This is a genomic window from Lentzea miocenica, from assembly GCF_033949945.1.
GTDB classification, from domain to species: domain Bacteria; phylum Actinomycetota; class Actinomycetes; order Mycobacteriales; family Pseudonocardiaceae; genus Lentzea; species Lentzea miocenica.
Map to the genome: position 1 here is coordinate 66,715 of NZ_JAXAVW010000008.1, position 13,906 is coordinate 80,620.

The following is a 13,906-nucleotide window of genomic DNA, read 5'->3' on the forward strand; positions in this document are numbered from 1 at the left end:
CGGGCACGGAAAGTAGGGTCCGCGACCATGCAGCGAAGAGTCCTCACGACAGCTGCGGTGGCGGTGGCCATGACGTTCGGAGTGGTCCCTGCCTCCGCTCAGCCCCAGATTCAGGTGGTGCCGGATCCGGCGGCACACGTGAACCCGTTCATCGGCACGACCAACCTCGGGAACACCTTTCCCGGCGCGGTCGTGCCGTTCGGCATGTTCTCCTTCAGCCCGGAGGCGTCCCGCGGCAACACCCTGCGCGCCGCGGCGCCCGGCGGCTACCGGTACGACGCCACGAAGATCCGCGGCTTCAGCCTCACCCACATGTCCGGGACCGGGTGCGCGGGCGGAAGTGGTGACATCCCGATCTTCCCGCACGTCGGGACCGTCACGACGTCGCCGACCACGGACGCGACGGACGCGGTCTACGCCAGCGAGTTCGCGCACACGGACGAGGTGGCCAAGCCCGGCCGCTACGACGTGACGCTGAAGTCGGGTGCGAAGGCCGAACTGTCCGCCACCGAACGCACCGGCGCGGCGCGGTTCAGCTTCCCTGCCGACAAGCCGGCGACGGTGCTGATCAACACGTCGAAGTCGCAGGTCGGCAGCAGTGACGCGCAGACCGTGATCGACAAGGACAAGCGGACGATCACCGGCTCCGTGACGTCGGGCAACTTCTGCGGCTACATCAACCAGGTCGGCCGCCGCAGCTACTACACGCTGCACTTCGTGGCGGAGTTCGACCAGGACTTCACCGACGTCGGCACGTACCAGGACAACGTTGTCACGCCCGGAAGCGTCACCTCCAAGGGCGGCACGACGTACGGAACGAACGGCTGGCCGGTGCTGGGCAAGGGTTCCGGGGCCTACCTCGGCTTCGCGCCCGGCTCGCAGGTCGGCGTCAAGGTCGGCATCTCCTACGTCAGCCTGGACAACGCGCGGGCCAACCTCAGGGCCGAGAACAAGGGTCAGTCCATTGAGGACATGAGGGACAACGCGTACATCGCGTGGCAGAAGCAGCTCAAGCGCATCGAGGTCGGCGGCGGCTCCGATGACGAGCGGACCAAGTTCTACACCGCGCTGTACCACTCGCTGTTGCACCCCAACCTGTTCAGCGACGTCAACGGCGAGTACGCCGGGTTCGACGGTAAGACCCACAAGATCGACAAGAGCAGGCAGAAGGCCCAGTACGGCACTTTCTCCGGCTGGGACATCTACCGCTCGCAGCTCCAACTCGTGACGATGCTGGAACCGCAGATCGGTTCGGACATCGCGCAGTCGCTGCTCAACCAGGCCGAGCAGAACAACGGCGTGTGGGACCGCTGGACGCACAACGGCGGCGGCACGCACGTGATGAACGGCGACCCCGCGCCCATCGCGCTGGCCGCGATCTCGGCGTTCGGCGGCGACAAGTACGACATCAGGTCGTCGCTCAAGTCGTTGGTGAAGGCCGCGACCGTGCCGACGGCGCTGGACCTGAGCAAGGACGGCTGGGCCGTGATGTCCGTCGGGCAACGGCCGTCGCTCGACAAGTACCTGAAGAACAAGTTCATGCCGTCCGTGTCGAACGCGTGGGGTGGCGCGGCGGAGACCCTGGAGATCTCCGCGGCGGACTTCGCGATCAGCCAGCTGGCCGAGCGCACGGGTGACAGGAAGACCGCCAAGGCGTTCGCCGAGCGCGCACAGTGGTGGCAGAACAACTTCGACCCGGTGGCGGACAGGACCGGCGGCTACATCCGCAACCGCAACGCGGACGGCACGTGGGTCAAGGACTTCACGCCGGACACCGGCAACGGCTTCGTCGAGGGCAGCAGCGCCCAGTACACGTGGATGGTCACGCACAACGTCGCCGGGCTCGTCGAGTCGCTGGGCGGTCGCGAGCGCGCCAACAAACGGCTGGACGACTTCTTCCACAACGCCGACGGCAGCTGGGCTCTGACGGGCAAGGGCGGTGCCAAGTCCGAACTGGACAACGAGCCGTCGGTGAACGTGCCGTGGCTCTACAACTACACGGGCCAGCCGGCGAAGACGCAGGAGACGCTGCGCGAGACGATCGGCACGCTGTGGAAGAACGCCCCCGGCGGCATTCCCGGCAACGACGACCTCGGCGCGATGTCGTCGTGGTTCGTCTTCACCTCGATGGGCATCTACCCGCAGGTGCCGTCGCGCGCCGAGCTGGTGCTGAGCAGCCCGCTGTTCACGTCGGTGAAGATCAACCGCGGTGGCGGAAAGGACATCACGATCAACGCGCCCGCCGCGAACACCGCCACGAAGTACGTGCAGTCGCTGAAGGTCAACGGCCGCAGCACGTCCAAGACCTGGCTGCCCGAGTCGTTCGTGGCACGCGGCGGCAAGCTGGACTTCGTGCTCGGCAAGACGCCTTCCTCCTGGGGCACCGGTGCTTCCGACGCCCCGCCGTCGTTCCGCGACGGTGAACAGCCGATCAGGCACGACCAGCCGTACTACCTCACGGTCGAGCCGCGTCAACTCGTCGTGGAGCCCGGCAAGTCGGTCACGGCGAAAGTCAACTCGGTCAAGCTGTACGACGGCGACCCGAAGGCGACCTACACGATCACCGGCACGGACGCGTTGAAGTTCACGCCCACCAACGGTTCCGTGCCCGCGGAGTTCACCGTCTCGGCCGACCCCGCTACCCCGCAGGGGTTCTACGACTTCACCGTGACGGTGACCGTCGAGGGCGCCGCGAAGCCGGTGGTGCTGCCGCAGACGGTGAAGGTCGCGCCGGCGGGCAGCATGCTCGCCGCCGTGAACAACGTCGGCGCCTCCGCCGACGCCGACGGAGAGGGTGACTTCGACGGCGGCGGCTACAGCTTCTCGCGAGAGGCGCTGGCCAAGGCCGGCCTTCCGCCGGGCGGCACCAGCACCGTCGACGGCCTGACGTTCACCTGGCCGTCGTCGCCTCCCGGCCGTCCGGACAACGCGACCGCAGCGAAGCAAACGCTTGCACTGTCCGGAACGCGGCTCGCGTTCGTGGGTTCGGCGGCCAACGGGGCGCGCACCAAGCCGGCCACGGTGACGTTCACGGACGGCACCACGGCCACCGTCGACATCGGCTTCAGCGACTGGACGCTGGGCGGCGGCGGGGCGACCCCGAGCTTCGGCAACGTGATCATCGCGAACACGCCGTACCGCAACCAGTCCGGCGGCGGCAGCGAACAGGTCGCGACGCACATCTTCGCGACGAAGACGTACGTGGCCCCGGAAGGCAAGACGCTCGCTTCCGTGGTGCTGCCAGACGATGTGAACATGCACGTTTTTGCGGTCGCACTCGGCTAGTTCGTCAATCGTGGATGGTTTCTGTCGCCCTGGTGACAGAAACCATCCACGCCCTATCGTGTGGCATAAGCCCAAGCGCCGCCGCATCGCTGTGAGCGTGAGGCGCCATGCCCAACTGCGTGCGGTCAACGAGGATCGCGGTGCATTCGTGGGAACCCCTGGTCAGCGATGCCGTCGCGAACTGGCTGGACGCGTTGCCCGGCTGGATCGTGGTGGGTACCGCCTGCACGCGCGAAGACCTGTTGCTGCTGTGCAGTTTGCGCCCGCCGGACGTCGTGGTGGGGCAACTTTCCCCGGAACTGGTACCGGGATTTCCACTCGTGGCCCTCTCCCCGGCCTGTGGCCTCGCCTCGCTGCGGGCTTCGCTGGAGCACGTGCCGCTGACCTCGCTGCGCCGCGTCGCGCCGGGCGCGTTGACCGACCGCGAGATGGAAGTGCTCGCCCACGTCTGCTCCGGACTGTCGGCGGTGTCCGTCGCGTCCGTCCTGCGGCTCTCACCGCACACGGTGGTCAACTACAAGCGGCGGATCTTCGCCAAGCTCGGCGTGCAGAGCCGGGCGCAGGCGGCGGCGGTGGTGACCCGGCTCGGGCTTGTGCGGGTTTCCTGCCGTGACGCTGTGTTGCATGACAACGTTCCCACGCTCACTCACCGGGAGAACGACATCCTGGCCTCGATCGCCCGGGGTGAGTCGGTGCGGCAGACGGCTTCGGCGCTGGGGATCGCGGTGAAGACCGTGGAGTCCGAGCAGCGGCAGCTGTTCTTCAAGCTGCGGGTGCACAACCGGGCCCAGGCTCTTTCGGAGGCACAACGGCTCGGATTGCTAACGTAGCGCCCCCACCAGCGGATTTCAGAGTGTGACCGAGTTCGAGAAACGGCTCGTCACCGCGGCCCAGCGCGGTGAGCTGCTGGTGTGCCCGAAGTCAGCTCCCGCGGTGCGCGCCGAGCTGATCAGGGAGCTGCTGCTCGGCCGTCACGGCCAGCTGGACCCGCGAGGCGTGCAGATCGAGGGTGCGCGCATCAAGGGCGTGCTCGACCTGGACAACGTGACGGCCTCCGTCGGCCTGTACCTGTACGACTGCACCATCGACGAGCCGATCGACGCGCGCGACGCACACCTGCGGGCGTTGGTGCTCAGGGGTGGCCGGTGCGCCGGGTTGCAGGCCGACGGCGTCCACATCGACGCCGATCTGTTCCTGCAGGACGGTCTGCAGGTCGAGGGCGACCAGAAGGACGGGCTGATCAGACTGATCGGTGGCCGCATCGACGGTGACCTGAGTCTGGGCAAGGTGCAGATCACCAACGCGGCCGGTCCTGCCATCGACGCCAACCGGGTTCGCATCGGCGGCTCCGTCTTCGCCCGGCGCAGGGTCCGGATCACCGGACACGGCCGATGGGGTGCGTTCGTCCTGCTCAGCGCCCACATCGACGGAGACCTCCAGTTGGACGAGGACGTGACGATCACGAACCTCGGCGGACCGGCTCTGGACGCCGGCGACATCCGCGTTCAGGGTTCGGTGCTGCTGACGGACGGCTTCCGGGCCACCGGGCACGGCAAGGAGGGCGCGGTCTCGCTCGAAAACGCCAACGTGGTCCTGAACGTCAAAGCGGAGAAGGCGGAAATCACCAACAACCTCGGCCCCTGCCTCGACGCCACGAGCGCCCGCATCGGCGGTGACGTGCTGGTGTGGAAAGGGGTCCAGATCGCCGGGCGCGGGCCGACCGGCGCGATCGTCCTGGCAGGTGGTCACCTCGGCGGGCTTGTCGTGCTGGAGGACGCGGTGATCACCAACGAACGCGGTGCGGCGGTGAACGCGAACGGCGTCGACATCAGCGGAAGCCTGTTCCTGCGAACGGGTACCCGGTTGACCGCGCGCCATCCCGGCGGCGCGATCGACCTGATCAGCGGCCACCTCACGGGAGATCTCGACATCTCGGACGCGGTCGTCACCAACGCGCTTGGTCCGGCGGTGTCCGCCGACCAGGTCCAGATCGACGGGCGCCTGTTCCTCCTGGGACGGACGTCGCTGACCGGCGCCGGCAGATTCGGCGCGGTGAGCTTGCACGGAGCGCACATCGGCGGCCAGTTCCACGGCGAAGGCGAGGTCGCGCTCAAGATGCAGGGCGGGCGTGGCCCGGTGCTGAACCTCCAGGAGCTGGTGGTCGGGACCTCCGTGACGCTGCCGCCCACCCTGATGTGTCGTCCTCGCGGGCGTGACTGGACCTGCGCGCACAGGAACTGGGTGCGGCTGGACGGGCTCTCCTACGCCTCGCTCGGTGAGGGATGGGACTGGCAGCAGTGGCTGCATCTGATCCGCCGCCACACTCCCGCGTACCACGCGTCCGCCTACCAGCGCCTCGCCGCCGTCGAGCGGGCCGCCGGGCACGACGGCACCGTGCGCAGGATCCTCATGGCACAGCAGACCGATCTCCGGCGCCGCAACCCGCAGGCTCTGGGCGGTCCCCTGACCCAGTGGTTCCACTGGGTGTGGGGCGTGCTGGCCGGGTACGGCTACCGGGCCCGCCGCACCGCCGCGGCGCTGTTGCTGGTGCTGGTGATCGCGGGGTTCCTCGGCTGGTGGGCGGGCCAGGTCTCCACGCGTCCAGGGCATCTCGCCGCCGAACGCGTGGCGAGTGCGACCGCCGCGGCCGGAATGCCATGTTCCACAGTGGAACTCGTGGGGCTGGGGCTTGATCGCGGACTGCCGCTGGCGATGACCGGCATGCGGACCAGGTGCGATCTGGACAGCGCGGCGCTGGCGGGACAGGCGTTCACGGCGGCCATCTGGTTGGTGCAACTGGCCGTGTGGGGACTGGCGACGCTGGCGTTGGCCGGGTACACGAACCTGGTGCGCAAGCCCGGCTGAGGCCCGGCCGACCCGCAGATCGGCGTAAGAGATTTGTGTCCCCTGCATGGTTCTTCGTCCGTGCGGCAACGGGTGATCTTGCAGAACACTGCGCTGACATGGGCAATCTCACCAGACGAGGATTTCTGGGAGGCGTCGCGGGCGCCGGCGCCGTGACGCTGGCTCCCTCCCCTGCCGCCGCGCAGGTGGCCGCTGCCGACACGGCGGCCACCTCGCCCCGGTTCTTCGGGCGGATGTTTCCAGGGCTGCCACCGTTCGCCGAGAACACGCCGCGCGTGCAGGACGCGTTGCGTGCGATGGGCGCACCGGGCGGGCCGCTGGACGCCAAGGATCCGTTGCACGAAGGACCTGTCCGACTCATCACCAATCCGGAACTGAGTCCTGGCAACCTCGACAACCCCTTCAACACCGCGGGAACGACGTTCGTCGGGCAGTTCATCGATCACGACTTCACGTTCGACCTCCACTCGCGGCTCGCGGTGCCCGCCGTGCCCGAGCAGAGCCCGAACACGCGGAATCCGACCCTGTCACTGGATTCCGTGTACGGCGGCGGGCCCGTCCTGTCGCCGCAGCTGTACGACTCCGGCGACCGGGCCAAGTTCCGGGTGGAGAACGGCGGGTTGTTCGAGGACCTGCCCCGGCGCGCCGACGGCGTGGCGATCATCGGGGACCCGCGCAACGACGAGAACCTGATGATCTCCGGGCTGCACGCGGCGTTCCTGTTGTTCCACAACCGGATCGTGGATCGGCTGCGTGCAGCGGGCGTGCCGGCCGACCGAATTTTCGCGGACGCGCAAAGAACCGTTGTGTGGCACTACCAGTGGATCGTGGTGCACGAGTTCCTGCCGCAGATCATCGGCTTCGGGCTCACGCAGGACATCCTGGCGCACGGGCGGCGCTTCTACCGGCCGGCGGAGGGGCAGCACTTCATGCCGGTGGAGTTCCAGGGCGCGTGTTACCGGTTCGGGCACAGCCAGGTGCGGCCGTCCTACCGGGCGAACCTGAAGGGGGACAACGGTCAGCCGTTCTTCGGCTTCGTCTTCGACCCTGCCGCCGAGGGGCAGAGCGATCCGGTGGACCTGCGCGGCGGGCGGCGGGCGCGCCGGAGGTTCATCGGCTGGCAGACGTTCTTCGACTTCGGGGACGGCCAGGTGCGGCCGAACAAGCGGATCGACACGCACATCTCGACACCGCTGTTCCGGTTGCCGCTCGGGGCGATCGCAGACGGTTCGCCGCCTGTCTCGCTGCCACAGCGCAACCTGCTGCGGCACCTCACGTGGTCGCTGCCGTCCGGGCAGGCGGTGGCGCGGGCCATGGGCATCCCGGTGCTGGACTCGGTGCCGGAGCTGCGGGAGTTCGGCTTCGACCGCTCGACGCCGCTCTGGTACTACACGCTGCGCGAAGCCGAGACGCTCGGCGACGGCATCACACTCGCGGGCGCGAGCGCCCGGCTGATCGGTGAGGTGTTCGTCGGGCTGCTTCAGCTGGATCCCGAGTCGTACCTGAGGCAGCAACCCCAGTGGAAGCCGACGCTGCCGTCCCGCGTTGGCGGCCAGTTCGGCATGGTCGACCTGCTCAAGTTCGCCCGCGTCGATCCCGCGAGCCGAGGCCAATAAAATCAGGCGGTGTTCACAGTTTCCGAGCGCGAACAGCTGCGCCGCGACCTCGCCAACGCCGCCGACACCGACCCGCGCGTGGTCGGGGCGGCGTTGACGGGTTCGGTGGCCGTGGGCAAGGAAGACCGCTGGTCCGACATCGACTTCGCGTTGTCGATCGACCGCGAACTGGACGCGGTGATCACCGACTGGACCGCGCTGATGTACGCGTGCGGCGCGGTCAGCCACCTCGACGTGCGGCACGGCAAGGTCCTGTTCCGCGTCTACCTGATGCGCTCGACCCTGCAGGTGGACATCGCGTTCTGGCCCTCGACCGAGTTCGGCGCGACCGGTCCGACCTTCCGGCTGCTCTTCGGCGAGACCAACTCGCTGCCGCAGTCCCGGCAACCCGACCGCGCCGAACTCATCGGACTCGCCTGGCTGTACGGCCTGCACGCGCGGTCGTCCATCGCACGCGGCCGCAGCTGGCAGGCGCTCTACATGGTCAACGCCATGCGCGACCAGGTGATGGCGCTGTGGTGCGTGCGCGAGGGGGTCAACGCGGTGCAGGGGCGGGGGCTGGACGACCTGGCTGATGCCGACGCGTTCGCTGGGACGCTCGTGTTGTCCACGCACCCTGATGAGTTGCGGCGGGCGTTTCACGTGCTGACCGGGTTGTTGTTGGGGGAGATCGAGGACTCGGGGCTGGCTGAGGCTGTGCGGGCGTTGTCGCCTGGGGTTGGGGTGAAGGGGTGAGCGGGGGCGGGGCGGTCGTTGACGGCGGCCTCCACGTCGGATGAGGCTGTGCGGGCGCTGTCGCCGGGGGCGGTGCGGCGGTGAGCGGGGATGTGGGGCGGATGGGCTCGGTCGAGGACTCCGCGCTGGCTGAAGCTGGGTGAGTGCTGCCCCCTGGGGTTGTGATGCAGCCGCGAGCGGGACGGAGCCGTCGTTGACGGCGGCGGACTCCGCGTCGGCTCAGGCTGCCGGGGCCGCTGTCGCCTGGGGTGCGATGCAGCAAGAAGCAGGACGGGCCGGTCGATGACGGCGGGCACTCGGCGTGGGCCGAGGCCGTCCGGGCGCTGCCGCCTGGGGTGCGGTGCAACGGGTGAGCGGGACGAGGCGGTCGTTGACTGCGCAGGAGCCCCGCGTTGGCGGAAGCCGTGGGCGTTGCCGCGCAGCCGCGCCGAGCAGCGGCAGGGCCGATGGAGCAGTTGTTGGCCGGGATCGAGGGCTCGGGGCCGGCTGAGGCAGTGCGGGCGTTGTCTCCCGCGACTGCCCAGCCGTGGGCCGCATCGGCGCCGCTCAGTGGCTCAAGGCTGGTTGGGGCTTCGCGGGTGTTGTCTCCCGCAGCAGGAGGCCCGCCGTGAGCAGCACCAGTACGGCTGCCGAGCCGTGCACGGCTAGTGCGAAGCCGACGGTGCCGCCGTGGGTCATCACGGCCAGGCAGTCGCCGATCGGGATGATCGCGTCTGCCAGGACCACCCAGCCGAGGGCTCGGCGTTGCTTCATCAGCAGCAGGATCAGGGCTGTCAGGGCGTAGGCGATGTCGCGGACGCCCTTCACGATGTAGTAGCCGGCTGGGTCGACGATGCCGAAGCCCGCGGCCGCGCCGTGGCCGTTGAGCAGGTAGTTCAGGCCGAAGCAGAGGCCCGCCAGCACTACGAGCCAGGCCATGATCGTGGTCAAGCGCATTGCATCCTCCACAAGAATCTAGCGGTGCTAGGTACTGGAGCGACGCTAACATTAGAGGCGCTCGGATGTCTAGCGGTGCTAGATTCCGTGGGTGACCATTCAGAACAGGCGCGAGCGTGAACGCGCTGAGCGGCATCAGCTGATCATCGACGCGGCGCGGGAGTTGGCCGAGGCAGAAGGCTGGGACGCGGTCACCACGCGCCGGCTCGCGGAGAAGGTCGAGTACAGCCAGCCGGTGCTCTACAGCCACTTCAAGGGCAAGGACGCGATCGTGCGCGCGGTCGCGATCGAAGGGTGCGGCGTGCTGGCCAGGCAGTTGCGCCAAGCGCGTTCCGCACAGGGGAAGTCACGGCTGCGGGCCGCGGCGGAGGCGTACCTGGAGTTCGCGGAGACCAGGCCCGCGCTCTACGACGCGATGTTCGTGCAGCAGGTCGACATCCCATTCGGCACCGACGACGTGCCGCAGGAGTTGCGAGACGCGTTCGGAGAGCTCGTTGCGGCGGTGGAACCTGTCGTGGGGGAACGGGATCTGGAGACGCTCACCGAGGTGTTCTGGAGTGCGATGCACGGGATCGCGACGCTCACGCACGGCAAGAGGCTGCGGCCGGACCACCACGAGGCCCGGCTCGAGCTGGTGCTAGGTGCGCTCAGCCTGGCCGAGCAGAAAAACGGGCTTTGAGCCGACGCGGGTCAGCACGACCGAGGCCTCCGCGGCACCGGAGAGCTTCAGGCGCTTGCGCAACGTGTTCGGGTCGACGTCCAGGCCGCGCACCAGGATCTCCAGCCGGCCGACTCCGCGCGTCTTCAGCAGCGACTTGAGCGCTTTCTCCGTGTAGTGGCCGTGTTCGAGCACGCGGAACGCGCGGACACCGGCGGGAGGCTTGTCACCGCTCAGGTACGCGATGCGTTCGTCGAGCTGCCACAAGCCGTGTCGCGCCGCGTAGTGCCGCACCAGACCGGCACGCACGACAGCGCCGTCCGGGTCGATGATCCACGAGCCGGGGGCGAGCACCGGGCAGTCGTCGGGCTCGGCATCGGTGATCGTCCACGAGTCCGAACCGTGAAGAACCGTCGCACGGCGCGAAACACCGGGTGTGGCAAGGCCTCGCGTCCACAGGCAGGCTTCGCGGACCGCGCCGCCCAACGACACGACCTCGATCTCGTCGGCCCACGGCGCGACTGCGAAGTCGATGCCGGGAGCGCATTTCACCGCGAGATCGACACCGGCGTACACGACAGACAACTCGTCCAGCGGCGGCACGAAGTCGGAGGGATTCCACTTGCGACGCCCGGACGAGTCGCGGCGGGCCGGATCAGCGGTGACGGCCGTAGCCCGAGACACCGGCCGCAGCGCGTCGGCGACCACGACCAGCTGGCCCGGAACGTTGTTGCGCGCCATGGCAAGCCGGACCGGATCGAGGTCCGAGCCGATGCACCGCGCGGCGACCGCGCTCAAAGCGAAGAGATCCGCGCCAACGGAACACGTCACGTCGTGGACATCGCGGCCGGCGAACCGCAACGCCCGATGGCGGGCAACAGCAGAAGCGGTGGCCTGCTGCAAGGCGTCGTCGGTGAAGAGCCAGCCGCCGGAAGAGTCCAGTTTGGACGCTGCACGGCGGCGCAGCAGCACGGTTTCCACGACCGGGGCGAAGGAGGAACCGAGCAACCGACGTGCCGCCTCGACGTCACGGACACGAGAAGAGTCCGAGAAGGGCAGCGCGTCCACCTCGGCCAACGCGGCGATCCCTGCGGCAGAGCGCAAGAACGCCACGTCGGAAGAGGTGAACGCGTAGCCCAACTCAGGAAGTCTTCTTGCCGGTGATCGACACGTTGTAGAAAACCTCGCGCGGCAGCACCTTCGACAGCACGTTCTGGTCCACCCACGAGAGGTTCTGCCAGGTGCGGTAGGCGAACATCGCCCACCCGAAGCCCAGCTTCTCGCGCGGCACGGCGGACTCGAACGTGCGCACCGGCCAGCCGAACAACGCGGCCGAGAGCTCGTCGGTCGCCGCGTGCACGCCCACCGCACCCGCGCGCCGGGCCGTGGCCTCCAGCTGGTCCGGGTCGAACGTGTGCAGGTCGACGACGGCCTCGAGAGCGGCCGCACGGGAGGACTCGTCGAGCTCCTCCTGCGGACGGCGCCACCCGCCCAGCGCCGGCACGGCCTTGGTGAGGTTGGTGGTCAGCCACCACGTCGCCTGGCCGAGCTTGCGGGCGTAGAAGTTGCCGATGTTCGTCGGGTCGCCCGCGAACACGAACTTGCCGCCCGGCTTCAGCACGCGCAGCACCTCGCGCATCGCCGCCTCCACGTCCGGGATGTGGTGCAGCACCGCGTGGCCGACGACGAGGTCGAACGTGTTGTCGTCGTACGGGATGCGCTCGGCGTCGGCGACCCGGCCGTCCACGTCGAGACCGAGGTGCGAGGCATTGCGCAGCGCGACCTCGACCATGCCGGGCGAGAGGTCGGTGACCGAGCCCTTCTTGATCACGTCGCCCTGCATGAGGTTCAGCAGGAAGAAGCCCGTGCCGCAGCCCAGTTCCAGCGCGTGCTCGTACGGGCCGACGTCACCGGCGACGGCCTTGAAGCGATCCACGGCGTAAGTGATGCAACGGTCGTCGTACGAGATGGACCACTTCTCGTCGTACGTGCCGGCTTCCCAGTCGTGGTAGAGCACGTTCGCGAGCTTGGCGTCCTTGTAGGCCGCCTCGACCTCTTCGGCAGAAGCGTGCGGGTTCGGTGCCGGATCAGTTGCCACTGAACTTCGCCTTTCCGGGACCGTTCGCGATGAACGACTCCACGCCGTTCTTCTTGTCCTCCGTCGCGAACAGCGCCGCGAAGAGGTGGCTTTCGAGCTTCAGGCCCGACTCGAGGTCGGTGTCGAGACCACCGTCGACGGCGGCCTTCGTCGCGGCCAGCGCGAGCACCGGCCCACCGACGAACTGCTTGGCCCACCGAACTGCCGCGGCGTACACGTCGTCAGGCGCGACGACCTCGTCGACCATGCCGATCTCCAACGCCTCCTGGGCGCCGACGAACCGGCCGGTGTAGAGCAGGTCCTTGGTCTTCGACGGTCCGATCAACCGGGCGAGGCGCTGCGTGCCGCCACCACCGGGGATCAGGCCGAGCAGGATCTCGGGCTGGCCGACCTTCGCGTTGTCACCGGCGATCCGGCGGTCGCAGCCCAGCGCGACCTCGAAGCCGCCGCCCAGCGCGTACCCGGTGATCGCGGCGACGGTCGGCTTCGGCACCGAGGCCAGCGCGCCGAGAGCGTCCGACAGGCTCTTGGCCCGCAGCGTCATCTCGGCGTGGGAGATCTGCGCGAACTCCTTGACGTCCGCACCGGCCGCGAAGACCTTCTCGCCGCCGTAGACGATGACCGCGTAGACGTCCGAACGCTCCGAGGCCTCCTTCGCGGCGGCCTGGAGCTCGGTCTGCACCTGCCGGTTCAGGGCGTTCATCGGCGGCCGCTCCAGGCGGATCGTCCCGATCCCGTCCTCGACTTCCAGCCTCACGAACTCAGCCACGCAGCCCTCCATTTTCGTCGCGACGGCGATGTCACGTTACCCGGCGGTAGCTTCTCAGACCTTGCGGCGGGCGAAGAACCGCTCCCCCGACTTTTGCAGTTCGAGGTCCTGGCCGAACGTCTTTGAGAGGTTTTCCTCAGTGAGCACGTCGTCGAGCAGGCCCTGGGCGACGACCGAGCCCTCACGCAGCAACAACGCGTGCGTGAAGCCGGGCGGGATCTCCTCGACGTGGTGCGTGACCAGCACCATCGCCGGCGCGTCCGGGTCGAGGGCCAGCTCGGACAGCTTCGCCACGAGGTCCTCGCGGCCGCCCAGGTCGAGGCCCGCGGCGGGCTCGTCGAGCAGCAGCATCTCGGGGTCGGTCATCAACGCGCGGGCGATCAGCGTGCGCTTGCGCTCGCCCTCGCTCAACGTCCCGTACAGGCGGTCGGCCAGGTGGGCGATGCCCAGCGTGCCGAGCAGCTCGCGCGCACGGTCGGTGTCTTCCTTGCCGTAGTCCTCGCGCCACCGGCCCAGCACCGCGTAACCGGCGGACACGACCAGGTCGACGACCTTCTCGTCGCCGGGGACACGGCCGTTCAGCGCCGCGGAGCACAGCCCGATCCGAGGCTTGAGCTCCTGGACGTCCGTCTTGCCCAGACGTTCACCCAGGAGGTGGACCTTGCCCTTGGTCGGATGCAGTTCGGCACTGGAGAGCCGTAGCAGGGTCGTCTTGCCGGCTCCGTTGGGGCCGAGGACCACCCAGCGCTCATCCAGCTCCACGCTCCAGTCGATGTTGCCGACCAGCACGTTCTTCCCACGGCGGACCGACACGCCCGCCATGTGCACGACCAGATCTGTCACGTCGACGTCCGCCACGAGCCCATTGTTCCGAACGGCCTTGCACCGACCACTCATCGGGGTGGTCGACGTGATGGGCGCGCCCACTGCGCCGCCGGTGTGAA

General features: G+C 68.6%; 11 protein-coding genes. 6 read left to right on the forward strand and 5 right to left on the reverse strand.

Annotated features, from left to right (window positions below; genetic code table 11):
- Positions 1 to 27 precede the first annotated feature (27 nt).
- From SK803_RS11455 to SK803_RS11475, 5 genes are all read left to right on the forward strand, one after another.
- Positions 28 to 3,285 carry a GH92 family glycosyl hydrolase gene (locus tag SK803_RS11455; protein ID WP_319965863.1) on the forward strand — a complete coding sequence of 1,086 codons (3,258 nt, stop codon included), beginning with the start codon at positions 28 to 30 and terminating at the stop codon, positions 3,283 to 3,285.
- 119 nt (positions 3,286 to 3,404) lie between these two features.
- The gene (locus tag SK803_RS11460) at positions 3,405 to 4,115 is read left to right on the forward strand and encodes a response regulator transcription factor (RefSeq protein WP_319965864.1); all 711 of its coding nucleotides are present in this window, start codon (positions 3,405 to 3,407) and stop codon (positions 4,113 to 4,115) included.
- Positions 4,116 to 4,140: 25 nt separating this feature from the next.
- Positions 4,141 to 6,150 carry a hypothetical protein gene (locus SK803_RS11465; RefSeq protein ID WP_319965865.1) on the forward strand — a complete coding sequence of 670 codons (2,010 nt, stop codon included), beginning with the start codon at positions 4,141 to 4,143 and terminating at the stop codon, positions 6,148 to 6,150.
- Between the two features lie 98 nt (positions 6,151 to 6,248).
- Positions 6,249 to 7,766, forward strand: a complete 1,518-nt coding sequence (locus SK803_RS11470; RefSeq protein ID WP_319965866.1) for a peroxidase family protein — start codon at positions 6,249 to 6,251, stop codon at positions 7,764 to 7,766.
- A 9-nt stretch (positions 7,767 to 7,775) separates the two neighbouring features.
- Positions 7,776 to 8,501, forward strand: coding sequence for a nucleotidyltransferase domain-containing protein (locus tag SK803_RS11475; protein WP_319965867.1), 726 nt, complete (start codon positions 7,776 to 7,778; stop codon positions 8,499 to 8,501).
- Between the two features lie 546 nt (positions 8,502 to 9,047).
- On the opposite strand, the gene SK803_RS11480 is transcribed toward SK803_RS11475, so the two are convergent.
- A complete protein-coding gene (locus SK803_RS11480; protein ID WP_319965869.1) occupies positions 9,048 to 9,437 on the reverse strand; it encodes a DUF4267 domain-containing protein in 390 nt (129 codons plus the stop codon).
- Positions 9,438 to 9,528: 91 nt separating this feature from the next.
- Here SK803_RS11480 and SK803_RS11485 point away from each other — a divergent pair, with 91 nt between their 5' ends.
- Positions 9,529 to 10,116: a TetR/AcrR family transcriptional regulator gene (locus tag SK803_RS11485; RefSeq protein WP_319965870.1), complete on the forward strand. Its 588-nt coding sequence runs from the start codon at positions 9,529 to 9,531 to the stop codon at positions 10,114 to 10,116.
- Here the strand turns inward: SK803_RS11485 and SK803_RS11490 are convergent.
- The 4 genes from SK803_RS11490 to SK803_RS11505 are packed head-to-tail and all read right to left on the reverse strand — an operon-like array spanning position 10,075 to position 13,859.
- Entirely contained in the window at positions 10,075 to 11,235 is a 1,161-nt protein-coding gene (locus SK803_RS11490; protein ID WP_319965871.1) for a THUMP-like domain-containing protein, read from the reverse strand. The genes SK803_RS11485 and SK803_RS11490 overlap by 42 nt on opposite strands.
- Before the next feature lies 1 nt (position 11,236).
- Positions 11,237 to 12,193, reverse strand: a complete 957-nt coding sequence (locus SK803_RS11495; protein ID WP_319965873.1) for a class I SAM-dependent methyltransferase — start codon at positions 12,191 to 12,193, stop codon at positions 11,237 to 11,239.
- Positions 12,183 to 12,962: an enoyl-CoA hydratase/isomerase family protein gene (locus tag SK803_RS11500; RefSeq protein WP_319965874.1), complete on the reverse strand. Its 780-nt coding sequence runs from the start codon at positions 12,960 to 12,962 to the stop codon at positions 12,183 to 12,185. The genes SK803_RS11495 and SK803_RS11500 overlap by 11 nt, the downstream gene beginning before the upstream one ends.
- A 54-nt stretch (positions 12,963 to 13,016) precedes the next feature.
- Positions 13,017 to 13,859 carry an ABC transporter ATP-binding protein gene (locus SK803_RS11505; RefSeq protein WP_319965875.1) on the reverse strand — a complete coding sequence of 281 codons (843 nt, stop codon included), beginning with the start codon at positions 13,857 to 13,859 and terminating at the stop codon, positions 13,017 to 13,019.
- Positions 13,860 to 13,906 lie beyond the last annotated feature (47 nt).

Bases quoted from the DNA above. Each gene is read 5' to 3' on its own strand.
- SK803_RS11455 (WP_319965863.1), top strand. From the start codon at position 28: ATGCAGCGAAGAGTCCTCACGACAGCTGCGGTGGCGGTGGCCATGACG.
- SK803_RS11470 (WP_319965866.1), top strand. From the start codon at position 6,249: ATGGGCAATCTCACCAGACGAGGATTTCTGGGAGGCGTCGCGGGCGCC.
- SK803_RS11480 (WP_319965869.1), bottom strand. From the start codon at position 9,437: ATGCGCTTGACCACGATCATGGCCTGGCTCGTAGTGCTGGCGGGCCTC.
- SK803_RS11505 (WP_319965875.1), bottom strand. From the start codon at position 13,859: ATGAGTGGTCGGTGCAAGGCCGTTCGGAACAATGGGCTCGTGGCGGAC.